The organism is Ornithinimicrobium panacihumi, assembly GCF_052073805.1.
GTDB classification, from domain to species: Bacteria; Actinomycetota; Actinomycetes; order Actinomycetales; family Dermatophilaceae; genus Ornithinicoccus; species Ornithinicoccus panacihumi.
The window spans coordinates 272,971-295,130 of sequence record NZ_JBQGWG010000001.1 but is presented as its reverse complement, the minus strand read 5'-3'; the positions used below and the strand labels follow the sequence as shown (position 1 = coordinate 295,130).

The 22,160-nt window shown below is 72.4% G+C and carries 24 protein-coding genes; 8 read left to right on the top strand and 16 right to left on the bottom strand.

What is annotated here, in order from left to right; all coding sequences use genetic code 11:
- Positions 1-53: 53 nt before the first annotated feature.
- Positions 54-206 (top strand): hypothetical protein, encoded by a 153-nt coding sequence (locus tag ACTMMA_RS01415; RefSeq protein ID WP_441188306.1) that lies wholly within the window; start codon positions 54-56, stop codon positions 204-206.
- A 287-nt stretch (positions 207-493) separates the two neighbouring features.
- Positions 494-643, top strand: coding sequence for a hypothetical protein (locus ACTMMA_RS01410; protein ID WP_441188305.1), 150 nt, complete (start codon positions 494-496; stop codon positions 641-643).
- Positions 644-803: 160 nt separating this feature from the next.
- On the opposite strand, the gene ACTMMA_RS01405 is transcribed toward ACTMMA_RS01410, so the two are convergent.
- The 3 genes from ACTMMA_RS01405 to ACTMMA_RS01395 all read right to left on the bottom strand — a co-directional run bounded on the left by ACTMMA_RS01405 (position 804) and on the right by ACTMMA_RS01395 (position 4,523).
- Complete coding sequence (locus tag ACTMMA_RS01405) at positions 804-3,329, bottom strand: polyribonucleotide nucleotidyltransferase (protein WP_441188304.1); 2,526 nt, start codon at positions 3,327-3,329, stop codon at positions 804-806.
- A 176-nt stretch (positions 3,330-3,505) separates the two neighbouring features.
- Positions 3,506-3,775, bottom strand: coding sequence for a 30S ribosomal protein S15 (gene rpsO / locus ACTMMA_RS01400; protein WP_441188303.1), 270 nt, complete (start codon positions 3,773-3,775; stop codon positions 3,506-3,508).
- Between the two features lie 130 nt (positions 3,776-3,905).
- Positions 3,906-4,523 (bottom strand): class I SAM-dependent methyltransferase, encoded by a 618-nt coding sequence (locus ACTMMA_RS01395; protein ID WP_441188302.1) that lies wholly within the window; start codon positions 4,521-4,523, stop codon positions 3,906-3,908.
- A 54-nt stretch (positions 4,524-4,577) separates the two neighbouring features.
- Between ACTMMA_RS01395 and ACTMMA_RS01390 the strand changes: the two genes are divergently transcribed.
- Positions 4,578-5,297: a PIG-L deacetylase family protein gene (locus tag ACTMMA_RS01390; protein WP_441188301.1), complete on the top strand. Its 720-nt coding sequence runs from the start codon at positions 4,578-4,580 to the stop codon at positions 5,295-5,297.
- An 18-nt stretch (positions 5,298-5,315) separates the two neighbouring features.
- Here ACTMMA_RS01390 and ACTMMA_RS01385 read toward each other — a convergent pair whose 3' ends face one another.
- The 8 genes from ACTMMA_RS01385 to ACTMMA_RS01350 all read right to left on the bottom strand — a co-directional run bounded on the left by ACTMMA_RS01385 (position 5,316) and on the right by ACTMMA_RS01350 (position 15,344).
- Entirely contained in the window at positions 5,316-6,158 is an 843-nt protein-coding gene (locus ACTMMA_RS01385) for an Fpg/Nei family DNA glycosylase (RefSeq protein ID WP_441188300.1), read from the bottom strand.
- Positions 6,159-6,210: 52 nt separating this feature from the next.
- Positions 6,211-6,900 (bottom strand): PepSY domain-containing protein, encoded by a 690-nt coding sequence (locus ACTMMA_RS01380; RefSeq protein ID WP_441188299.1) that lies wholly within the window; start codon positions 6,898-6,900, stop codon positions 6,211-6,213.
- 59 nt (positions 6,901-6,959) lie between these two features.
- Positions 6,960-9,758 carry a phosphoenolpyruvate carboxylase gene (gene ppc, locus ACTMMA_RS01375; protein ID WP_441188298.1) on the bottom strand — a complete coding sequence of 933 codons (2,799 nt, stop codon included), beginning with the start codon at positions 9,756-9,758 and terminating at the stop codon, positions 6,960-6,962.
- Complete coding sequence (mrdA, locus tag ACTMMA_RS01370; RefSeq protein WP_441188297.1) at positions 9,755-11,842, bottom strand: penicillin-binding protein 2; 2,088 nt, start codon at positions 11,840-11,842, stop codon at positions 9,755-9,757. Before mrdA ends, ppc begins: the two co-directional genes overlap by 4 nt.
- On the bottom strand, positions 11,839-12,324 hold the full coding sequence (locus tag ACTMMA_RS01365; RefSeq protein WP_441188296.1) for a rod shape-determining protein MreD: 486 nt from the start codon (positions 12,322-12,324) through the stop codon (positions 11,839-11,841). The genes mrdA and ACTMMA_RS01365 overlap by 4 nt, the downstream gene beginning before the upstream one ends.
- Positions 12,321-13,190 (bottom strand): rod shape-determining protein MreC, encoded by an 870-nt coding sequence (gene mreC / locus ACTMMA_RS01360; RefSeq protein WP_441188295.1) that lies wholly within the window; start codon positions 13,188-13,190, stop codon positions 12,321-12,323. Before mreC ends, ACTMMA_RS01365 begins: the two co-directional genes overlap by 4 nt.
- Before the next feature lie 14 nt (positions 13,191-13,204).
- A complete protein-coding gene (locus ACTMMA_RS01355; RefSeq protein ID WP_441188294.1) occupies positions 13,205-14,260 on the bottom strand; it encodes a rod shape-determining protein in 1,056 nt (351 codons plus the stop codon).
- Between the two features lie 85 nt (positions 14,261-14,345).
- A complete protein-coding gene (locus ACTMMA_RS01350; RefSeq protein ID WP_441188293.1) occupies positions 14,346-15,344 on the bottom strand; it encodes a ferredoxin family protein in 999 nt (332 codons plus the stop codon).
- 41 nt (positions 15,345-15,385) lie between these two features.
- Here ACTMMA_RS01350 and ACTMMA_RS01345 point away from each other — a divergent pair, with 41 nt between their 5' ends.
- A complete protein-coding gene (locus ACTMMA_RS01345) occupies positions 15,386-16,003 on the top strand; it encodes a GNAT family N-acetyltransferase (protein ID WP_441188292.1) in 618 nt (205 codons plus the stop codon).
- Here ACTMMA_RS01345 and ACTMMA_RS01340 read toward each other — a convergent pair.
- The 5 genes from ACTMMA_RS01340 to ACTMMA_RS01320 all read right to left on the bottom strand — a co-directional run bounded on the left by ACTMMA_RS01340 (position 15,986) and on the right by ACTMMA_RS01320 (position 19,539).
- The gene (locus ACTMMA_RS01340; protein WP_441188291.1) at positions 15,986-17,272 is read right to left on the bottom strand and encodes a cupin domain-containing protein; all 1,287 of its coding nucleotides are present in this window, start codon (positions 17,270-17,272) and stop codon (positions 15,986-15,988) included. The genes ACTMMA_RS01345 and ACTMMA_RS01340 overlap by 18 nt on opposite strands.
- Positions 17,269-17,691 carry a BatC protein gene (locus ACTMMA_RS01335; RefSeq protein ID WP_441188290.1) on the bottom strand — a complete coding sequence of 141 codons (423 nt, stop codon included), beginning with the start codon at positions 17,689-17,691 and terminating at the stop codon, positions 17,269-17,271. The genes ACTMMA_RS01340 and ACTMMA_RS01335 overlap by 4 nt, the downstream gene beginning before the upstream one ends.
- Positions 17,692-17,853: 162 nt before the next feature.
- Complete coding sequence (ndk, locus tag ACTMMA_RS01330; protein WP_441188289.1) at positions 17,854-18,291, bottom strand: nucleoside-diphosphate kinase; 438 nt, start codon at positions 18,289-18,291, stop codon at positions 17,854-17,856.
- A 60-nt stretch (positions 18,292-18,351) separates the two neighbouring features.
- Positions 18,352-19,182, bottom strand: coding sequence for an undecaprenyl-diphosphate phosphatase (locus ACTMMA_RS01325; RefSeq protein ID WP_441188288.1), 831 nt, complete (start codon positions 19,180-19,182; stop codon positions 18,352-18,354).
- A gap of 3 nt (positions 19,183-19,185) precedes the next feature.
- Positions 19,186-19,539 carry a DUF4233 domain-containing protein gene (locus ACTMMA_RS01320; protein ID WP_441188287.1) on the bottom strand — a complete coding sequence of 118 codons (354 nt, stop codon included), beginning with the start codon at positions 19,537-19,539 and terminating at the stop codon, positions 19,186-19,188.
- A 146-nt stretch (positions 19,540-19,685) separates the two neighbouring features.
- Here ACTMMA_RS01320 and ACTMMA_RS01315 point away from each other — a divergent pair, with 146 nt between their 5' ends.
- From ACTMMA_RS01315 to ACTMMA_RS01300, 4 genes are read left to right on the top strand one after another with little or no spacing between them, the layout of a single operon-like run.
- Positions 19,686-20,318 carry a thioredoxin-like domain-containing protein gene (locus ACTMMA_RS01315; protein WP_441188286.1) on the top strand — a complete coding sequence of 211 codons (633 nt, stop codon included), beginning with the start codon at positions 19,686-19,688 and terminating at the stop codon, positions 20,316-20,318.
- Complete coding sequence (locus ACTMMA_RS01310; RefSeq protein ID WP_441188285.1) at positions 20,315-21,127, top strand: DUF305 domain-containing protein; 813 nt, start codon at positions 20,315-20,317, stop codon at positions 21,125-21,127. Before ACTMMA_RS01315 ends, ACTMMA_RS01310 begins: the two co-directional genes overlap by 4 nt.
- Entirely contained in the window at positions 21,117-21,809 is a 693-nt protein-coding gene (locus ACTMMA_RS01305; protein WP_441188284.1) for a hypothetical protein, read from the top strand. The genes ACTMMA_RS01310 and ACTMMA_RS01305 overlap by 11 nt, the downstream gene beginning before the upstream one ends.
- A 9-nt stretch (positions 21,810-21,818) precedes the next feature.
- The gene (locus tag ACTMMA_RS01300; RefSeq protein ID WP_441188283.1) at positions 21,819-22,139 is read left to right on the top strand and encodes a nitroreductase family protein; all 321 of its coding nucleotides are present in this window, start codon (positions 21,819-21,821) and stop codon (positions 22,137-22,139) included.
- Positions 22,140-22,160 lie beyond the last annotated feature (21 nt).

The following is a 22,160-nucleotide window of genomic DNA, read 5'->3' as shown; positions in this document are numbered from 1 at the left end:
GTTCATCTTTTGTTCACTTTTCACCCATTCCGGGCTAGGATGATGAACAGAAGGTGAACGACTACCCGAGGAGGTGGATCCACATGAAGCACCGTCGCCGCAACGTCGAGGTGACCTGGGTCCCCGGCACCGATGTCTGGGGTCGCCCCATCATGGAGATGCGCTGGACCGTGGAGGACTGCGCTCCCGTCATCACGGAGGACTGACTCCGAGGGCCGCATCCGACCCACTCCGGCTCGGACCAGCCACGACACGGCCAGCCAGGCCCCGGCGGACACGAGCTCTGCCGGGGCCCCGGCATGTCTCCAGCGGAGTCTGGAGCCTTCTCACTGTGCCCCGGTCAAGCGCGCAAGAGGTGGCGAAGCTCGCGTGAGCGCCACGCCGCAGCGGCGGCAGATGCTCGACAGCAACGGATCGTCGTGGCTACATTAGGTGAACAACAGGTGAACACAGAGGGGTGTCCACCACCGGCAGGGACGACAAGGAGGTTCTCATGCCCCGGCTCCGTCATCTGAGCGCACGCAAGCAGCAGGGCGTCCTGACCTGGATCCCGGTCACCGGCCCAGACGGCCGCACCCGGATGGAGATGCGCTGGCAGGTCGGCCCCACGAAGGCCGCCCCGCGCCGCCGCAGCGCTGCCTGACGAGGCGCCTCACGGGTTGAGCGACCAGGGCAGCACTCCGTGACACGAAGGGCGGCCCCGGAGATCTCTCCGGGGCCGCCCTCTTCTCGTCCGGGCTCAGCCATTCCCACGGCCGGCCCGAACGCGCGATCAGCTCACGCGATCAACTCACGCGATCAGCTCACTCGTCGGAGCCGCCGTCGCCGCCGTTGTCCGACCCGTTGTCGCCACCGTTGCCACGGCCACGACCGCCGCGACGACGGCGCTGGCGGCGGGGGCGCTCGCCGCCCTCGCCACGCGCGTCCTCACCAGCGTCGTCCGAGGTGTCGGCACCGGCGCCCTCAGCGTCCGCGACCGGGGTGGACGCGTCGACACCGGGCAGCTCGGGGGCCTCGGCGGCCGCGGCGGCCGCCGGCACACCGGCACCGTCGGCGGCGGGCGCCTCGGCACCCTCACCGGCAGCGGCGGAGTCGCCACCCTCACCCTCGACGACGGCAGCCAGGGAGAGCTTGCCGCGCGGGTCGATCTCCTTGAGCTCGACCTGGACCTTCTGGCCCACCGACAGCACGTCCTCGACCGCGTCGATGCGCTTGCCACCCACGAGCTTGCGGATCTCGGAGATGTGCAGCAGTCCGTCCTTGCCGGGCAGCAGCGAGATGAACGCGCCGAAGGTCGTGGTCTTGACCACGGTGCCCAGGAAGCGCTCGCCGACCTCCGGCATCTGCGGGTTGGCGATCGCGTTGATCGCGGCCCGGGCGGCCTCGGCCGAGGGGCCGTCGGTGGCGCCGATGTAGACGGTGCCGTCGTCCTCGATCGAGATGTCGGCGCCGGTGTCCTCCTGGATCTGGTTGATCATCTTGCCCTTGGGGCCGATGACCTCACCGATCTTGTCCACGGGGACCTTGACCGCGATGACGCGCGGCGCGAACGGGCTCATCTCGTCCGGGGTGTCGATGGCCTCGGCCATGACGTCCAGGATGTGCAGACGGGCCTCGCGGGCCTGGGTCAGCGCGCCGGCCAGCACGTCGGCGGGGATGCCGTCGAGCTTGGTGTCCAGCTGGATCGCGGTGACGAACTCCTTGGTGCCGGCGACCTTGAAGTCCATGTCGCCGAAGGCGTCCTCGGCACCGAGGATGTCGGTCAGCGCGGCGTACTGCATCTTGCCGTCGACCTCGGCCGAGACCAGACCCATCGCGATGCCACCGACCATGGCGCGCAGCGGCACGCCGGCGTTGAGCAGCGACATCGTGGACGCGCAGACCGAGCCCATCGAGGTTGAGCCGTTGGAGCCCAGCGCCTCGGAGACCTGACGGATCGCGTAGGGGAACTCCTCGCGGGTCGGCAGGACCGGCATGAGCGCACGCTCGGCGAGCGCACCGTGCCCGATCTCGCGACGCTTCGGGGAGCCCACGCGGCCGGTCTCACCGGTGCTGTAGGGCGGGAAGTTGTAGTTGTGCATGTAGCGCTTGCGGGTCACCGGGGAGAGGGTGTCCAGCTGCTGCTCCATGCGCAGCATGTTGAGGGTGGTCACACCCATGATCTGGGTCTCGCCACGCTCGAAGATGGCCGAGCCGTGGGCCCGCGGGATGACCTCGACCTCGGCGGACAGTGCACGGATGTCCTTGGGGCCACGGCCGTCGATGCGGACCTGGTCGCGCAGGATGCGCTCGCGGATCAGCTTCTTCTGGACAGCGCGGAAGGCGGCGTCGAGCTCCTTGTCCCGACCGGCGAACGGGGCGTCCTCGGTCACGTCGGAGTCGCCGGCCTCGTCCCAGTGCAGGCCGAGCAGCGTGCCCTTCATCGCGACCTTGATCTCGTCGATCCGGCCCTCGCGCTCCTGCTTGCCGGCGATCTGCAGCGCCTGCTCCAGGTCGGCGGAGGTGGCCTCCTCGACGGCGGCGTAGGCGTCGTCCTGGTAGTCCAGGAAGCGCGGGAACTCCTGCACCTCCTTGGCGGAGTTGGCAGCGAGCTCGGCCTGGGCCTCGCAGAGGGCCTTGATGAACTTCTTGGACTCCTCCAGACCCTGGGCGACGATCTCCTCGGTGGGAGCCTGCTTGCCCTCGTTCTTCACGAGATTCCAGGTGGACTCGGTGGACTCGGCCTCGACCATCATGATCGCGACGTCATCGCCCACGACCCGGCCCGCGACGACCATGTCGAAGGTCGAGCGCTCGATGTCGGAGAAGTTGGGGAAAGCCACCCACTGGCCGTCGATCAGCGAGACGCGGGTCGCGCCGATCGGGCCGCTGAAGGGCAGGCCGGAGATCTGGGTGGACGCGGACGCGGCGTTGATCGCCAGCACGTCGTACTGGTGGTCGGGGTTGAGGGACAGGACGGTGATGACGACCTGGACCTCGTTGCGCAGGCCCTTGGCGAAGGTCGGGCGCAGCGGACGGTCGATGAGGCGGCAGGTGAGGATGGCCTCGGTCGAGGGGCGACCCTCACGGCGGAAGAAGCTGCCCGGGATCTTGCCCGCGGCGTACATGCGCTCCTCGACGTCCACCGTCAGCGGGAAGAAGTCGAAGTGGTCCTTGGGGTGCTTGCTCGCGGTCGTGGTCGACAGGAGCATGGTGTCGTCGTCGAGGTAGGCGGTGACGGAACCGCCGGCCTGCTTGGCCAGGCGCCCGGTCTCGAACCGGACGGTGCGGGTGCCGAAGGAGCCGTTGTCGATGGTGGCTTCGGCGAAAGTGATCTCTGGACCCTCCATGGGTCCTCCTTTTCTCTCTCTGCTCAGCTCGGGGCATCGTCGTTGTGCCCGGCTGGGTCCTTCTTGGGTGGAGTATGCCGTCACGGCAGTCCCCCGACGCGCCGAGGTCGCACCCCGGTCACGTCATACGCAAAGGAGCGGCCCCCGATCGGTCGGGAACCGCTCCCCTGCGAAGCTCAGCGGCGCAGGCCCAGGCGCTTGATCAGCGACCGGTAGCGCTCGATGTCGGTCTCCTCGAGGTAGCGGAGGAGGCGCTTGCGCTTGCCGACGAGCAGCAGCAGGCCACGACGGCTGTGGTGGTCGTGCTTGTGCTCACGGGCGTGCTCGGTGAGGTCCTTGATGCGCTGGGTCAGCAGCGCGACCTGAACCTCGGGGGAGCCGGTGTCGCCCTCGGTCGTGCCGTACTCCTTGATGATCTCTGCCTTGACAGACGTGTCCAGCCCCATGGGCGACTCCATTTCTCTCGTTGCGCGGCGCATCCTGGGCATGTCCACCAGGGCACTCTGGATCCGCGGCCGTTCAGACGGCAAGGACCAACGATATCAGCGGGGTGCCGGGCGGCCCTAATCGTCGCCCTCACCTCCGCGCGACGGCCAGGAAGACCGGGTATGTGGTTCCCTCCTTCTCGATCGTCGCGCAGTCGGTGACGCTCACCTCGGCGAACCCCGCCGTCTCCAGCTCCCACGTCAGTTCGCCGCGGTCGAACCCGTGGTGCCCCTCGAAGCTGTCGTGGTGGGCGTGGAAGCTGCCGTCCTCCCGGTCCAGATCGGCGACGGCCAGGTGCCCGCCGGGCACGAGGAGCCGCGCGAATGCCTCCAGCACGGTCGCCAGGTCCGTGACGTGGTGCAGGACCATCGAGGAGATGACCACCTCGAAGGCCTCCCCCTCCGGCACGGGGTCGGACTCCAGGTCGAGGGACCAGACCCTCGCACCCTGGGGCAGGACGCCGGCGGCGATCTTGTCGCCCAGGACCTTCCGCATACCGGAGGAGTTGTCCGCGAGGGTGACCGCGCCGACGCGGTCGGCGAGCGCCTGGGTGACCAGTCCGGTGCCGGCGCCGTACTCCAGCACCCGGTCCGTGCCCGCCAGCGGCACGGCCTGCGCGATCGCGGCGGCCACCTCCGCGGCGCGGCGGGCGGTGTCGGGGTTGTCGTCCCAGGTGGCTGCGTGCGTGTCGAAGTGCTCGGTGCCCATGGCTGCCAGCCTGCCACGATGCGGGGCTCCGCCCGCGGTGGGAGGGTGGGTGGCATGAGCGTTCTGGAGCCCTTCCCCGCCGAGATCGACCGGGTGCTGTGCATCGTCGCCCACCCCGACGACCTCGAGTACGGCACCTCGGCCGCCGTCGCCCGCTGGACCGACGAGGGCGCCGAGGTCACCTATCTGCTGGTCACGCGCGGCGAGGCCGGCATCGCGACGATGGCGCCCCAGCGGGCCGGACCGGTGCGGGAGCAGGAGGAGCGCGACGGAGCGCGCGAGGTCGGCGTCGAGGTCGTCGACTTCCTCGACGGCTTCCACGACGGGATCGTCGAGGCCAACCTGGCGCTGCGACGGGAGCTGGCCCGGCACATCCGACGGCGTCGGCCCCAGCTGGTCACCACCATCAACCACGACCTGACCTTCCCCGGAGGGCATCTCAACCAGGCCGACCACCGCAACGTCGGGCTCGCGGTCATCGACGCGGTCGCCGCCGCCGGCAACCGGTGGATCTTCCCCGAGCTGGTGGACGAGGGCCTCGAGCCGTGGGAGGGCGTGCGCTGGGTCGCCGTGTCCGGGGTGGGCGACCCCACGCACGAGGAGGACGTGACCGGGCACTTCGACCGCGCCGTCGCCTCGCTGGAGGCGCACCATGAATATCTTTCCGCCCTCGGCGAGGACTATCCCGCCCCGCGCGACCTGCTCACCGGCATCCTCGGCGACCCCGAGCAGGCCGGCCGCTACCGCTGGACCGCGCGCGTGCACGAGCGCTGAGGCAGTGGGCGCGCCCGGTCAGGTGCGGCGCTGGCATCCCCCGCACCAGAACAGGTTGCGGCCCGCGACGACCTTGGTGCGCACGGTCGACCCGCAGCGCAGGCAGGGCTGGCCGGTGCGCTGGTAGACCGCGAACTCACGCGGCACGACCGGCGTCTCGCCCCGCGCCAGCGCCGCGGCCGTGTCCTCGAGCACGTCGTCGAGGGTGATGATCGACCCCGTCCGCACGCCATAGGGCATGAGGTGGACCAGGTCGTCCCAGATCAGCTGCCAGGAGGCCCGCTTGAGCGACCTCCCCGGCTTGAGCGGGTGGAGGCGGTGGCGCCACAGCACCTCGCAGCGGTAGATGTTGCCGACGCCGGCCACCACGCCCTGGTCCATGAGCAGTTCGGCGACCGTCTTCCCCGAACGGGAGATCTTGCGGTATGCGGCATCCGGGTCGTTGAGGTCGCTCACCTCCTGCAGCGGGTCGGGTCCCTGCCGGGCGACCAACCGTGCGACCTCTCCCTGGTCGACGACGGTGCAGGCCATCGGACCGCGCAGGTCGGCGACATGACGACCGTCCTCGATCCGCAGCCGCACCTCGCCGGTGACCGGTGGGCCGGTCTCGGCGTGTTCCGGGGCCACCGGCAGGACGAACCACTTGCCGATCAGCCCTAGGTGGACGTAGAGCGTGCGCTCGTCGGCGAAGTCGACGAAGAGCAGCTTGCCGTGCGCCCACGAGCGCTCCAGCACCGTGCCGTCCAGCAGCGCCGCACCCTCGGCGAACCGGCCCTGCGGGCTGCTGACGTGCGGCACGGTGGAGCCGAACGCGTCGTCGATCGAGCCGGCGAGCCGGTGAAGCGTGTGTCCCTCGGGCATCCTCAGATCGTCTCAGGTCCTGGCGCCCCGCACCGACCCGGGACGGCCCTGGTCAGCCGTCGATCTCGATGACCTCGCCAGTGGCGACGTCGATCTTCACGTCGACGTCGTCGCCACGGTCGGTGCCGTCCAGGGTCACCTCGAAGGAGTGGCGCCCGTCGTCCTCGCCCAGCTCCGCGTCGTCGAGCACCCCGCCGACCTCGGCGATCGCGATCTCGATGGCCTCGGCGATGGTGATGGTGGCAGCGTCCAGACCGGCGCGGTCGTCGTCGTCGAGGTCCTCCTCCTCGTTCTTCTCGACACCCGACGCACCGTCCTGCGCGACGGTCACCTCGTGGGAGCGGTCCCCGACGCGCAGGTCGATCTCCCAGGTGCCGTCGTCGTCCTGGTCGTCGATGGCGTAGGCGGTGCCGCCCACCTCGTCCTCGGCGGTCGCGATGGCCGAGAGCGCGAGCGCGGTCAGGCCCTCCGAGGCACCGGCCGCCCCGGTGGCGGCCCCCGTCATGTCGTCGTCATCGTCGGTGGCGTCGTCGTCGGTGGCGTCGCCATCGGTCGCGTCATCGGTGGCGTCGTCATCGGTGGCGTCGTCGGTCGCGTCACCGGTGGGGGTGCCGGCCGGCTGCTCCGCGGTGACGCCGGGGGCGTCGTCCGCCGCGTCGTCGGAGCACGCCGCCAGACCCAGGCTGAGGGTCAGGGCGAGCGCTGCGGAGAGGGCGGTCGAGCGGCTGATGGTCTGCTTCATGTCCTCCACCCTCGCACCGCCGGGTGAGAGGCGCTCTCATGAAGAGACCTCTCCCGCCCCTAGCCCGTGTTGCGCAGGCCCGCGGCCACCCCGTTGACGGTGGCCAGGAGCGCGCGCTGGAGCTGGCCCTTGGTCGTCTCGTCGGCGCCGTCCTCCTCGCGCAGCCGGCGGAGCAGCTCGACCTGGAGGTAGGAGATGGGGTCCAGGTAGTTGTCGCGGACGGCGAGGGTGCGCTTCAGGGTCGGCTGGTCGTCGAGCAGGTCGTCCTCACCGGTGAGCGCCTTGAGCTCGGTGACGGTCAGGTCCAGCTCGGCGCGGATGTCGTCGAGGACGTGCCGCAGCCCCTCGGGCACGAGCGTCCCCACGTAGTGCGCCGCGATGTCCAGGTCCGTCTTGGCCACGGTCATCTCCACGTTGGAGATCACGGCGCCGAAGAAGTTCCAGCGCTCGAGCATCTCCTTGAGCGTGTCGGTGTGGCCGGCCTCGCGGGCGGCCCGCAGGCCGGAGCCGACGCCGTACCAGCCCGGGATGATCTGCCGCGTCTGCGTCCATCCGAAGACCCAGGGGATCGCGCGCAGCCCGTCCAGGCCCTTGCCGGTGTCGGGGCGCTTGCTCGGGCGCGACCCGATGTTGAGCTCACCCAGCTGGTCCACCGGGCTGCAGGCCACGAAGTAGGCCGGCAGGTCGGGGTCGTCGATGAGGCGCCGGTAGGCGGCGAAGGCCGCGTCCGAGGCGAGGTCCATCACCTGCCCGAAGCGCTCGCGCTCGTCGGCGGTGGTCCGCGGGTCGCGGTGCAGCGCGGTGGCCCGCATGACGGCGGCCACGGCCAGCTCGACGTTCTCGCGGGCCAGCGCGGGCAGGGAGTACTTGTCGGAGATGACCTCACCCTGCTCGGTGAACTTGATCTCGCCCTCGAGCACCCCGCTGGGCTGGGCCAGGATCGAGTCGTAGGTCGGCCCGCCGCCCCGCCCCACGGAGCCGCCCCGGCCGTGGAAGAGCCGCAGCCGGACGCCGTGCCTCGCCGCCACGTCCCGCAGCGCGCGCTGGGCCTGGTGGATCCCCCACTGGCTGGTCAGCACGCCGGCCTGCTTGTTGGAGTCGGAGTAGCCGAGCATGACCTCCTGCACGTCCCCGCGCAGCCGCACCACCTCGCGGTAGGAGGGCACCGACAGCAGGGCGTCGACGAGGTCGGCCGCACCGCGCAGCTCCTCGATCGTCTCCAGCAGCGGCGCGAAGCCGATGCGGGCGAAGGCACCCTCTCCGGTCGCGTCGCCGTGCAGGTCGATCAGGCCCGCCTCGCGGGCGAGGACGGCCGCGGCCAGGACGTCGTCAGCGCCCTGGGTCATCGAGACGATGTAGGTCTCCACGACCTCCTCGCCGAAGTCCTTGATCGCGTGGCGGATCTCGTCGAAGACGGCGAGGGTCTGCTCGCGCCGGGCGGCCCGGGTCAGCAGCGGCCGGCGCGAGCCCAGCTCCTCCCCGAGCAGGGTGACGCGGGAGGGGCGGTCGAGTGCCGCATACCCTCCGCCGTCCTCCGGAGCACCGACGGAGGTGACGGCCGCGGGCGACCCGAGCGCGTCGAAGAGGGGTGCCAGCACCTCGTGGTGCTTCTCGGCGTGCTCGCGCACGTCGAGCGTGGCCAGGTGCAGGCCGGTCCCGGCGATCGTCTGGGTGGCCCGGGCCATCCGGCCGTCGGCGATCAGCTCACCGCCGTGCTGGCGCAGCGACTCCGAGACCAGCTGCAGGTCGGCGAGGATCTCCCCCACGTCGGCGTAGTCGACGCCGGGCTCGTGGTCGTTGCCGGCCTCGATCCGCTCCAGCGCGTTGAGCAGCTTGGCCTTCACGCAGGTGAGCTTGAGCCGGTAGGGCTCCTGGGCGTTGAGGGCGAGGACGCGCGGGTCGACGTGCGGCAGCGTCTCCAGGTCCTGACGCAGCGACTCCTCCAGCTCCGGGGAGACCTCCACCATCGCGGTGGAGGAGGAGACCTGGGAGACCAGGACGTCGAGCAGGGAGAGCGCCACCCGGACCGCGGTGCGCGCGTGCAGCTGCAAGATGTCCCGGGTGACCTCGGGGGTGACGAAGGGGTTGCCGTCGCGGTCGCCGCCGATCCAGCTGCCGAAGCGCACCGGCGGACGGGTGACGTCGGTCTGGACGCCGTGCTCGGCCAGCAGGTCGGCGAGGTCGCCGAGCAGCTCGGGCATCGTGGTGGAGAGGACCTCGTTGAGGTAGTACATGGCGTTGCGCGCCTCGTCCATCGGCGTCGGCCGGGTCTGGCGCAGCTCGTCGGTCTGCCAGACCAGGTCGATCAGCTCGGCGAGGTCGCGGTCCTGGCGGCGGCGGGCGAGGGTGTCCGGCTCGGTGGAGGTGGCCAGCACGTCGGAGAGGCGGCGCAGCTTGGTCAGGACGCTGCGACGGGAGGCCTCGGTGGGGTGGGCGGTGAAGATCGGCCGCACGTCGAGCTCCTCGACGGTGTCGGCCAGCAGCTCGGGCCCGCCCGCCTCCACGATGTCGCGCACGGCGCTGGCCAGCCAGCCTTCGGCCTCGTCACGGGTGGCCAGGTTGCGGACGCGGTGCACCTGCTCGGCGGCGTTGGCCAGGTGGAAGTAGGCCGAGAACGCCCGCACCAGCTCGGTCGCGCGGGTCAGCGGCAGGTCGGCGAGGACCTGCCGCACCTGCTCGGCCGCACCCTCGTCCCCCTCCTTGCTGGCCTTGGTGGTGAGCCGGACCTGCTCGACGGCGTCGAGGAGCTCCTGCCCGTGGTGACGGACCAGGGTCTGGCCCAGGAGGGTGGAGAGGCGGCGCACGTCGGCGCGCAGCTCGGGGCTGATGGGGTCGTTCGCGGTGCTTGTCTCGCTCACGAGCCTGACCCTACGGCAAGGATCGCGTCCCAGATGGCGCGGGCGGCGGGTGCGGCGGTCTCCGAGCCGAGCCCGCCCTCCTCGACGACGACCACGACGACGTGCTCGGGCTCGGTGGTCGGCCCGTAGGAGGCGTACCAGGAGGTCGCGAGCTTGCCGAACGCCTCGGCCGAGCCGGTCTTCCCTGCCAGGGGGTATGCGGCGTGCGGCCACCCTGCGAACGCGGCGGCTCCCGTGCCGCGCAGGTTGACCCCCTCCAGCCCGCTGCGGACCGCCTCCAGCGCCTCGTCGGTCAGCGCGACGCGCCCCTGCGACTGCGGCGCGAACTCTTCGACGACCGTGCCGTCCTGAGCACGCAGGGCCGCGGCGATCGTCGGCTGCCACAGCTGGCCGCCGTTGGCGATGGCCGCGAAGGTCACCGCGACCTGGACGGGGGTCGCCTGGACGTCGCCCTGGCCGATGGCGAAGTTGACCGCGTCGCCGGGACGCCACTGCCACCCGTCGACGCAGTTCTCCTCGGCCAGCTGCTCCAGGAACCGGCGCCGCTCCTCGTCCTCGACGTCCGGGTAGCCCTCCTCGGCCCGGCGGCAGGACTCGTCCTTGGTCGCCTCCCAGTAGTCGCGCTTCCACTCCCGCGAGGGCACCAGCCCGGCGGCCTCCGCGGTCAGGTCGATGCCCGTCGGCCGGCCCAGCCCGAAGCCGCGGGCGACGGCGATGAAGCGGTCGCCCGCGTCCGACTCCTGGCCCACCCCGCCGAGGTCGGCCCAATGTTCGTGCGCCCAGCGGTAGAAGGTGGTGTCGCAGGAGACCTCCATGATGCGGTCCATGTCGATCTCGCCGTGGGCGGCGGACTCGTGGTTGGTGAAGCGCTGACCGGCGATCGTGACGGCTCCGGGGCAGGCGTAGTCGTCCTCGGGGTCGACGCCGGTCTGGATGGCCGCCGGCAGGGAGACGACCTTGAAGGTCGAGGCCGGCGGGTAGGTGTCGGCCACCAGGTGGTTGACCAGCGGCTCGCCGCGGCGGGGGTCGCGGAGGCGGTCGTACTCCCCCTGGGTCACGCCCCGGGTCCAGATGCCGGGGTCGTAGGTGGGCCAGCTCGCGGCCGCCTGGACCGCGCCGGTGGTGGGGTCCAGGACGATCGCCGCCGCGGTCGTGGCCGGGTAGTCCTCGCGCCGCGCCTCGATGACGGCCGTGCGCAGCGCCTCCTCGGTCGCGCGCTGGAGGTCGACGTCGATGTGCGTGACCAGGTCGGGCCCGGGCCGCGGGTCGGTGCGCCCCACCTGGCCGGTCACGACCCCACGCGGGTCGACGGTGACCGTGGTGCGCCCGGCGGTCCCGCGCAGGGCCTGGTCGTAGACCTGCTCCAGGCCGGCCCGCCCGAGCCGTTCCTGCGGGTCGAGCGCGCCCCCGGAGGCGTCCACCTCCTCCTGCGTGGGGCGGCCGAGGTAGCCCAGCAGGTGGGCGGCGTTGACCTGCCCTGGGGCCGGGTAGGCACGCACCGGCAGGGTCTGGACGGCCACGCCGGGGAAGGCCTCGGGGCGCTCCAGCACGGCCAGGGCGGCGACGGGGTCGACGTCGTACGCGATCGGGATCGGCTCGTAGGGCGACCCCGAGAAGCAGGCGGGCACGGGCGGCGCGTCCGGGGTGCCGCACAGCCGCGTCCGGCCCCAGAGCTGGTCCACCGGCAGCTCGAGGGCGTCGGCGACGGACTCCACCAGCGCCCGGCCCTCGTCGTCGGACTCCATCACGACCCGGGGGTCCAGGGTCAGGACGCTGGAGGGCGCGTTGGCCGCCAGCGGCTCACCGTCCGCGGCCAGGATCCGCCCGCGCAGGGCGGGGGTGACGATCTCGCGCGTGCTGACCTCGGCGGCCGCGACGGCCAGCTCCTCGTGCCGCACGAGCTGCAGGTAGGACAGCCGCCCGAGCAGGACCAGCCCCAGGAGCACGACCGTGAGCAGCACCGCCAGCACCGGCCTGGTCCCGAGGCTGCGTCGGACCCGTGGTGGGGTGACCTGCGGTCGCACCACGGCCACCCGTGGACGTCGTCGCGACGGGGCGACGCGGCGTGGCTGGGGACCCGTCACGCCCAGCGCCTCTCGCGCAGCCATCGCTCGAGGGCGATGAGGCCGGGCAGCAGCAGGACGGCCACGACCAGGGTGATGACCCAGGCCCAGAGGAGCTCACCGGCGACGACCCGCCCGACGCCGGCGGCGGCCGTGACGGCCCGCACCCCCAGGACCAGCGCCGCGGCGAGTGAGGTGGCGACCCAGGGCAGCAGGGGCGAGGCGGTCGCGTAACGCCGGGCCAGCCCCAGCACGGTCCCGGCCGCGGCGTAGGTCAGGGCGCTCGCCCCCAGCGGCTCGGCGCCGGGCGGCACGAGGTCGACCAGCCACCCGCCGACGAGGCCGACGAGCAGCCCGGTCCGCGGGCCACCCATCAGGGCCGCCGCCGCGACGACGAGGATCACCAGGTCGGGTCGGGCCACGCCGGCCGGCCACGCGCTCGGCAGCAGGACGGCCAGCACGAGGAGGATCGCGCGCACCAGCACCCCGGGTATGCGGTTCACCTCTCGTCCCCCTGCTCCCCCGACGTCCCTCGCGCCCCTTGCTCCCGACTCTCTGGCCCGCCGCGGTCCACGAGGACCACCGCGACCAGGTCGAGCAGGTCGGTGTCGACGTGCGGGCGCACGATGGCGGTCGCGCCCAGCTGCCCCCGGTCGGGGTCCACCGAGGTGACCGTCCCGAGCGGGATCTGCGCCGCGTAGGGGCGGTCGTCCGGGCTGCCCAGGGTGGTGACCTCGTCCCCGACCTCGATCGCGGTGTCGCCCAGGGCGGTGAGGGTCAGCTCCCCGTGCCCGCGGGCGGGCAGGCCGGGCGCGGGCGTCCCCTGGACGGTGCCGAGCGCGCCGCTGGCCCCGAAGCGCACCCCGACCACCACCCCCGGGTCGCCCAGGAGCAGGACGTCGCTGCTGGACGCACCGACCCGCAGCACCCTGCCCACGAGCCCGTCGACGCTGACCACCGTCTGGTCGGCCGAGATCCCGTCGGCGGAGCCGACGTCGATCGTCACCGACCGGCCGCCCACCGGCGAGGTCGACGGGGAGAAGGCGACCACCCGGGCCGGCACCAGCGTGTGGTCGCCCCACGTCGACGAGCGTTGCAGCGCCTCCAGCTGTCCGTGGCGCCGGACCTCTTCCTCCAGCCGGGTCACCTCTGCGGCCAGCTCGTTGCGCTCGGCCGTCAGCTGGGTGAGCCGCCCGTCGTCCCAGCCGGAGAGCAGCTCCTGCGCGGGGGCCGCGACGTCCGCCACGGCCTTCCTCACCGGGGCGGTCAACCCGGGGCGGGCCAGGTCGACGACGACCACGCCCGCGGTGAGGAGCGTGAGGCTCGCTGCGACCGCGGTGAGGGTGCGTGAGGAGGTGCGTGACCGCATACCTGCTCCTCGCGCTAGCGGTGCGGGGTGCTGACGAGCACCCGTCGCAGCGAGGAGAAGTTGTCGACGCAGGCACCCGCGCCGCGGATCACGGCGTGCTGCGGGTCGTCGGCCACGCGGACCGGGATCCCGAGCTCGTGGCGCAGCCGCTCGGCCCAGCCGCGCAGCAGGGAGGCGCCGCCGGTGAGGACCACGCCGGAGTCGAGCAGGTCGCCGGACAGCTCCGGCGGGCAGATGTCCAGGACCTGGCGCACGGCCTCGACGACCTGGGCGGTGACCGGCTCGATCATCCGGCGGACCTCCTCGCTGCCGAGGTCGATCGTGCGGGGCAGGCCGGTGGTCAGGTCGCGGCCACGGACCCGGGTGGTCAGCTCCTGCGCGAGGGGCCATACGGCGCCGACCTTGAGCTTGATGTCCTCCGCGGAGCGCTCCCCCAGCAGCAGGTCGTGGCCGTCCTTGACGCCCTGGACGATGGCCTCGTCGACCTCCTCGCCGCCGGTGCGGACGCTGCGGGCGTTGACTATGCCGCCCAGGGAGATGACCGCGACATCGGTCGTGCCGCCACCCATGTCGACGACCATCGAGGCGGTCGCGGCGTCGACGGGCAGGTCGGCGCCGATCGCGGCCGCCATCGCCTCCTCGAGCACGTAGACCCCGCGCGCCCCGCACCGGATCGCGGCGTCCTCCAGCGCCCGGCGCTCGACGGCGGTGACGCCGCTGGGGACGCAGACGACGGTGCGCGGGCGCAGCAGGCGGGAGGGCCGGACCGTGCCGATGAAGTGCCGCAGCATCTGCTCGGTGACCTCGGAGTCGGTGATGACGCCGTCGGTCAGGGGCCGCAGGGTGAGGACCTTCTCGGGCGTGCGGCCCAGCATCTCGTGGGCGGCGGTCCCGGCGGCGACGAGGCGGCCGGTCGTGGTGTCGACCGCCACGAGGCTGGGCTCGTCGAGCACGACCCCCCGGCCTCGGACGTGGACCTGCGTGGTCGCCGTGCCCAGGTCGACGGCGACGTCGCGCCCGAGCGGGGACCATCCGCCCCGACGGGGCGCGGGGCGGGCGGCGGAGGTCACCTGGTGATCGTAGACAACCGGACCCCCATCGGGTGACCGCGGCGCGGGGTCAGCTGGCGGGGTCGGCTGCGCGGCGGGTGGCAGGTCAGCTGGCGGGGTCGAACCGGACCGCCGTGGCCACCGGCACCTGCGAGACCTTCGTGGCGTCGGTGCGGCAGGTCAGCTGGGCCGCGGGGCGCACGTGCTCCTGGACGTCGACCTGCGCGCGACGTCCGTCGGCGAGCCGCAGCAGCACCGTCGACGCCTCGACCTGACCGGCCGCAGGGGCGAGCGGCCGCGTGCCCACCGGGCGGACCGAGCCCCACGGGAGGGGCCCGGCCTTCTCGTGGACGGCGACGACGGCGGCCTGCACCGGGCGGGGCCAGCCGCTGATGCCGCGCAGGTGGGCCGTGTCCGGCCGGCCGTCCCTGTGCGCATCCACCGCAGCGAGCGCCGAGTCGACGTCCAGCCCTCCGTAGATCGCGCCGTCCGGCAGCAGGAGCACGTTGGCCGCGAACCGGTCACCCCCGGTGTGGCTGCACTCCCACGTCGCCTCCGGGTGCCGGGCGGCCAGGGCGGCGGCCACGGGGCGTCCCCGGACCGCGCAGCAGGGGTCCTTCTTGCCGTGCGTGCAGACGAGGATGAGGGGCTCGTCGACGGACGAGGAGGGTATGGGGTCTACGTCGCCCTGCTTCTCGACCGGCTCGTCGGCAGCGGGCAGATCCGCGGCAGCGGCCAGCTCCTCGACCCGCTCCACCGCCGACAGCAGCTCGGCGGGATAGGCCCACGTCCCCCAGGTCACCTTGTGGCCCGCCGGGGCCTGGGTGTCGACCACGCACCAGGCCCGCATGAGACACACCGAGGAGGCGTGCCGCCCGGGTCGGCGGATCAGCATGACCCGCGCCCCGGCAGCCTCGGCCCGCCGCTGGACCTCGTCGCGGATGTCCCCCTGGAGGGCCAGCTCGGGGAAGCCCGTGCGGCCCCAGCCGCCCTCCTGCTCCACGAGCAGGTAGCGACGCTGCGGCGGCGCCGTGCCCAGCATCGGGTCCTGCCGCTCACGGGCGGCGACGCTGCAGCTGACCTCGGGCAGCTCGGAAGGGGACATGCCCTCCAGTGTCTCAGGCGCACGGCAGGTAGCGTTCCCGCATGGCGACCGCGTTGGAGATCCCCGTCCTCACCGGACCCCGCGTGACCCTCCGTCCGCACACCCTGGACGACCTCGGGCCCGTCCTGGAGCGCTGCCTCGACCCCGAGTCGGTGCGGTGGACCACGGTGCCGTCGCCCTACACCGAGGACATGGCCAGGGACTATCTCGCCCGCATCAGCCAGCCCTCCCCGGACCAGATCTCGTGGGCGATCGAGCAGGACCAGGACTACGTCGGCTCGATCGATCTGCGCCCCGTGGCGGGCGAGGGCGAACGCCGCTGCGGCGACGTCGGCTTCGTCACCCACCCGCAGGCCCGCGGCCGCGGCGTCATGACCGAAGCGGTCGCCCTCGTCATCGACCACGCCTTCGGCTCCCTCGGCTGGGAGCTGCTGGTGTGGCAGGCCAACGTGGGCAATGTCGCGAGCTACAAGCCGATGTGGCGCAACGGCTTCCCGGTGCCGCTCGCCGTGCCGGCCCTCCTGGACCACCGAGGCACGCTGCTGGATGGATGGCACTCGGTCCTGGAGCCGGACATGCCCCGCCACCCCCGGCAGACCTGGGACGAGGCGCACGCCGCCCTGCTCCAGGACATGACGACCTCACGTCGTCCGGGCTGACCCGCCGCCCTCCACCAGGACCACCCCTCGCCGCAGCAGGAGGCGGCCCAACTCGAGCGCCTCGTCCGGGTCGGCCGCCAGCTCACTCACCCGCACGAGCCCGTCGTCGAGGAGGCGACGGAGGGCGGGAAGGTGAGCGCGCCGCATACCGAATCGTCCTGCTCGTGAGGACACCACGACGGTGCCGTCCCGCTCCGGGAGGACGTCGACCAGGAGGTGCGGGCGCAGGCGGAGGAGGTCGTCGCCGGTGAGCGCGTCGGCGGCCGCGAGCTGGGCCAGGGGCGCGACCGGGGCGGGGCGCTGGGCCGCACGCTCCTTGCCGCGCAGGACCCGCACGATCTCGTCCGCGGGGAGCGCACGCACGGCATCCAGCAGCGCCTCGCGGGCGGTCTCGACCTCGTCCGTCAGCCGGTCCGCGGCGGTGAGGTCGACGCCGAGCGGCAGGCTGGCGCGCACCTGCCCGGCGTCCGCGAGCCCGGCGCGGGCCCGGTCCAGCATCGCCTCGGCCAGGTGGTGGCGGGTCCACTGGTGCACGCCGATGGTCAGGTGCGCGGTGACGCCGCCGAGGGCGCGGGCGCTGTGGATCCAACCGCGCGGCAGGTAGAGGCAGTCACCCGGGCGCAGGGTGGTGTCCAGGTATGGGGCCCGCGCGGCCGCCTCTTCCACCTCGCCCCGGCGATCGGTCCAGGGCTGATCACGCAGGGGGGCGTCGAGGACGGGCTCACGGAGCGCCCAGCGCTTCTCGCCGTGGATCTGCAGGACGAAGACGTCGTGGATGTCGTAGTGGTCGGCGAAACCCTGGTTCTGCGGCGGGGTGATGTAGGCGTTGACCTGCACCGGGTGACCGAGGTCGGCGGCGAGGTCGGCGCTGAGCTCGCGGATCGGGGCCCAGGTGCGGTGCAGTCCCTGGAGGACGATCGTGGCCCCGTTGGCGAAGAGCTGGAGGAGCTTGTCGTCGTTGACCTGGTCGGCGATGCCGGCCCCGATGCCGCCGCCGGAGGTGAAGGCCCGGTCGGGCAGGGTCGTGCCGTCCTTGGCCACCCGCAGGAAGGGCGTGCGCAGGCCGCGCTGGCTGATCAGCTCGTCGACGGCGGCCAGGCTGAAGAGGTCGGCGAAGTCGTCCCCGCCACGCTCCTCCACGGTGGCCAGGTGGAGCTTGCGCCCCCAGTGCTGCGCGGCGAAATCGTCGACGGACGTGTGGCCGAGGAGACGGGCGAGGGCCGCGCGATCCCGCGCGGCCCCCTGCCCGTCGGCGTGCGTCGTGGTCATCCGGCCTGGCCGTCGGCACCACCATCGGCACCGCCATCGGCACCGCCACCGGCACCGCCGTCACGGCCGACCGAGCCCGTGAGGTCCTCGCTGGCACCCTCGCCACCGCCGGAGGCCACGTCGGCACCACCATCAGCACCGCCATCCGCGCCACCGTCAGCACCACCATCCGCGCCACCGTCAGCACCACCATCCGCGCCACCGTCAGCGCCGCCATCCGCGCCACCGTCGGCACCGCCATCCGCGCTGGCGCTGCTCAGTGGTGCGCCACCTGCCGTGTCAGGGTCGAGCGACTCGAAGGCATCGTGCAGCCCGTCCTGGTCGAGGTTGGTGTCCTGGAAGCTCTCGTCGGCCGCGACGCCGTCGCCGCCGCCGCCGTTCTCGTTGCTTCGGCCGTTCTCGTTCTCGTGCGTGCCCATCTGCAACCTCCTGGTCGGTGGCCACCCGACGATGGCCCGTGGCCACACTCTGCTGACGACGTCGAAGGGGCGCAACCGGAAGCCGACCCGCAAACGAAGAAGCAGGTCCCGCCCGGGTGGGCGGGACCTGCTTCTGCGGCCGGCCGAGGGTCGTGCCCGGTGTCAGCCCAGCTCGGGGAACCAGATCGCGATCTCGCGCGCGGCGGACTCCGGGGAGTCGGAGCCGTGGACGATGTTCTGCTGGACCTTCACGCCCCAGTCCCGGCCGAGGTCACCACGGATGGTGCCCGGCGCAGCGGCGGTCGGGTCGGTCGCGCCGGCGAGCGAGCGGAAGCCGGGGATGCAGCCGTTGCCCTCGATGACGACGGCGGTGACGGGCCCGGAGGACATGAACTCCACGAGCGGCTCGTAGAAGGGCTTGCCCTCGTGCTCGGCGTAGTGGGCGGCCAACTGCTCCTGGGTCGGGGTCACGACGGCCAGCGCCGCGAGGGTGTAACCCTTGGCCTCGATGCGGCGCAGCACCTCGCCGGTCAGGCCGCGACGGTAGCCGTCGGGCTTGACGAGGACGAGGGAACGTTCGGTCTGGGGAGTCTCAGTCACGGCTCCAGGGTACTGAGGCGCGTCGTGAAGCCCGCCGCAGAGGTGCCGGAGCTCAAAGGCTCAGGGCTGGATCACGTCCATGCCCAGCAGGGCGAAGAGCACGAGGGCCAGCACGATCCGGTAGATCATGAACGGCGTGAAGGTGTGGGTGGTGATGTAGCGCATGAACCACGCGATCACGGCATAGCCGACGACGAAGGCGATCGCGGTGGCGACCCAGATCGGTCCCCACGCGGTGCCGGAGCCGAGGGCGTCGCCGGTGAAGACCTTGACGAGCTGGAGCCCGCCGGAGGCCAGGACGGCCGGGATGGCCAGCAGGAACGAGTAGCGCGCCGCAGCCTCGCGGGTGTAGCCCATGAACAGACCACCGGCGATCGTGCCGCCGCTGCGGGAGACGCCAGGGATGAGCGCGAGCGCCTGCCAGAAGCCGAAGGCCAGGCCGTCCTTCCAGGTCAGGTCGCGCAGCTCCTTGCGCTGCGTGGCCACGCGCTCGGCGGCCAGGATGACGAAGGCGAAGACGAGCAGCATCGTGGCGGTGATCCACAGGCTGCGCAGGTCGGTCTCGATCCAGTCCTGCAGGGCCAGGCCCAGGATCGCGATCGGGAAGGTGCCCAGGATCACCCACCAGCCCAGGACCGCGTCGGGGTCGTTGCGCGGGATCCGGCCGGCCAGGGAGGCGAACCAGGCCTTGATGATCCGGACGATGTCGCGCCAGAAGTAGATGAGGACGGCCGCCTCGGTGCCCAGCTGGCTGATGGCGGTGAAGGCCGCGCCCGGGTCGTCCTGGCCGATGACCCGGCCGACGATCGAGATGTGGGCGCTGGAGGAGATGGGGAGGAACTCGGTCAGGCCCTGCACCAGACCGAGGATCGCTGCGGTGAGAAAGTCCATCGGTCAGGCCCCCTGCTCCGCGGCCCACGCCGCGCGGTCACGGTCGATGCGCCCGCCGTGGTGCAGGCAGAGCCACCACAGGAGCGCGAAGAGAAGTCCGACGACCACCATCGCCGGGAGGATGAGCCCGCTGGTCAGGGTCAGCACCTGGGCCACCCACCCCAGCACCACACCGGCCCGGGTGCGCAGCGCGCCGGCGGCCACCAGGCACAGGACGGAGATGGCCCCGATCACCCAGAGCAGGGTGATGCCGCGGTCCCCGCCGAAGGCCTCGTCCAGCTGCCAGGCCACCAGCCCTCCGAAGAAGACCGAGATCGCCTGCGCCAGGAGGGTCGCGCTGCCGAGCCGTCGGGTCATCGGGCCAGGTCTGGAGGATGCTGGATGTTCTGCCACGCGGCAGATCATCCCAGACCGCACCTGGGTGAGTTCTCAGGAACTCCCGAGAAAAACCACATACCCTTGTGCCTCTGTCCGTCCTGCCCGTCCCCACAGGAGCCCCGACCGTGCCGCGTCCCGACCGAAACACACCTGGCGACCGCGCCAGCAAAGTCGCCCAGATCCAGAAGGCGAACGCCTCCGCGGAGCGTCGCCGCGGGTTGATGATCTGGGGGTCCGCCGCGCTCGTCGTCGCCCTCATCGTGGGCGGCATCACCTGGGCGATCATCAAGGACAGCCCCGCCCTGGCCGACCTGTCGGGCGTCAAGAGCTATGAGTATGAGGCTGCCGCGCACCGCGCGGAGCCGATCGAGTACACCGAGAACCCGCCCGTCGGGGGCCCGCACCACGACGCGTGGTGGAACTGCGGCGTCTACGACGAGGAGATCCCCGACGAGCACGCCGTGCACTCCTTGGAGCACGGTGCGGTCTGGCTGACCTACCAGCCGGACCTGCCTGCCGAGCAGATCGAGGTGCTGAAGAAGCTGGGTGAGCAGGACTACATGCTCGTCTCGCCCAAGGCCGACCAGGACACCCCGGTCGCCGCCAGCAGCTGGGGCAACCAGCTCAAGCTGGACTCGGCTGACGAGAAGGTGCTGACCGCCTACGTGCGGGAGTTCAAGCAGAACCCGGAGACCACCCCGGAGTTCGGCGCCGCCTGCAGCAGCGGGACGTCCACCGACCTGGTCCCCCGCTCGTGACCGCCCCGGAGACCGGGGACGAGACCGTCGTCCGTCGGCCCACGATGTCGCGCGAGCGGTGGCGGACCTTCGGCGCGCCCGCCCTCGCGCTGGTGAGCATCGCCTCGTTGTGCCTGGGGGTGCTGCTGGGGTGGCTGACCTTCTCCCCGCACCACCCGGCCGACGACAGCGTCGAGGCCGGTTTCGCCCGCGACATGAGCGAGCACCACGCGCAGGCGACGCAGATGTCGGTGCTGGTGATGCAGCGCACCGACGACGAGTCGATCCGCAGGCTGGCGACGGACATCATCAACAACCAGGAGTTCGAGCGCGGCGTCATGGCGACCTGGCTGGGCGAGTGGGACCTGCCGCGGGCCCGCGAGGGCGAGCGGATGCTGTGGATGGAGGGCCACTCCGAGCACGACCACTCCTCGATGGAGCTCCCGCCCGGCGTCACCATGCCCGGCATGGCCACCCCGGTGGAGATCCAGGAGCTGACCGACGCCAGCGGCGAAGAGGCCGAGGTGCTCTTCCTGCAGCTGATGACCACGCACCACATCGCCGGGGTGCAGATGGCCGAGGCGGCGATCCACGGCGCCAAGGACCCCGACGTGCTCGCGGTCGCCCAGCGGATGGCCGACGCCCAGACCGGCGAGATCGAGCTCATGGACCGGTGGTTGCGCGACCGGGGGTCCGAGCCTCGCGAGGACGTCTCCGCCTGGCTGCGGAACGGCCACGACGCGACGACCTCGACCGGTGATGCCGAGCAGACCGACCAGCCCGAGGACGACGCGGACACCACCGAGGGTGGCGGTGGCCATGACCACTGACGGGGAGCAGGCGGCCGGGGAGGGCCTGGCCGACCGCGCGGTCCAGGTCTGGAACCGCGCGACCGCCGGCGTGGCCGCCAGCGACCGCGAGGGTGACCTCGCCCTGGCCCGGGCGCTGCGCTTCGACGGCTACGCCGCCGCCGGCAGCGTCGTCTCGGGGATCGAGATGGAGATCGGCGAGGGGTGGTCCGGCGAGGGCCGCGCCGGCTTCGCATGGTTCGGGCTGGCCGACGTGGTCGCGCTGATCGACGAGACCGCACGGGCCTACGAGGCGCTCGACGACTCCGGCCTGGAGGGTCCTGAGCACGCCGAGCGCTGGGACGAGATCGACGACCACGCCTCTGCTCGGTATGCGGAGCTGCAGGTCACCGAGACCCTCACCGCTGCCCTGAAGCGGCTGATGGTGGACCGCCCGGACGCCTTCGCGGACGTGGGCGGCGAGCCCGCGCCCTCCCAGGACTGGGTCAGGAGCTTCCATCAGCCCTTCGCCCGCTATGTCTCCGGCGAGCAGAAGGCCGCCCTCGGCCTCCAGGCGCTCACGGCGTTCGGCATCCCGGCGGAGGCCATCGGGCCACGACTCCTGGTGCACGCGACGGACGAGGACAGCCAGGAGCTCGCCGACGAGATCCTGAGCCTGCTGGACGGCCGCTATCCGGAGGCCCCCGGCTTCCAACCCTGGTAGTCGCCGTCGGTGCTGCACCGCGTGCCGGTGCACGTCATCCCCTGCGCCAAGGGTGACCCGACCGGGCTCCCGCTGGCCGGCCAGGCGTCCTGGTTCGGCTCGATCCTGCCGGCCGTCTGGAGCTTCCAGCTCGCGCTGCGCTCCCGCGGGCTCGGGTCGGTGCTGACCACCCTGCACCTGCGGCAGGCCGAGCGGGCCGCGGAGATCCTGGGGATCCCGGAGGACTACACCCAGGTGGCCCTGCTGCCCGTGGCGTGGACGGTCGGCACCGACTTCCGGCCGGCCGCCCGGCCGCCGGTGGAGAGCATCGTCTCCTTCGACAGCTGGTGAGGTCGCGCCCCCTCCGCCCAC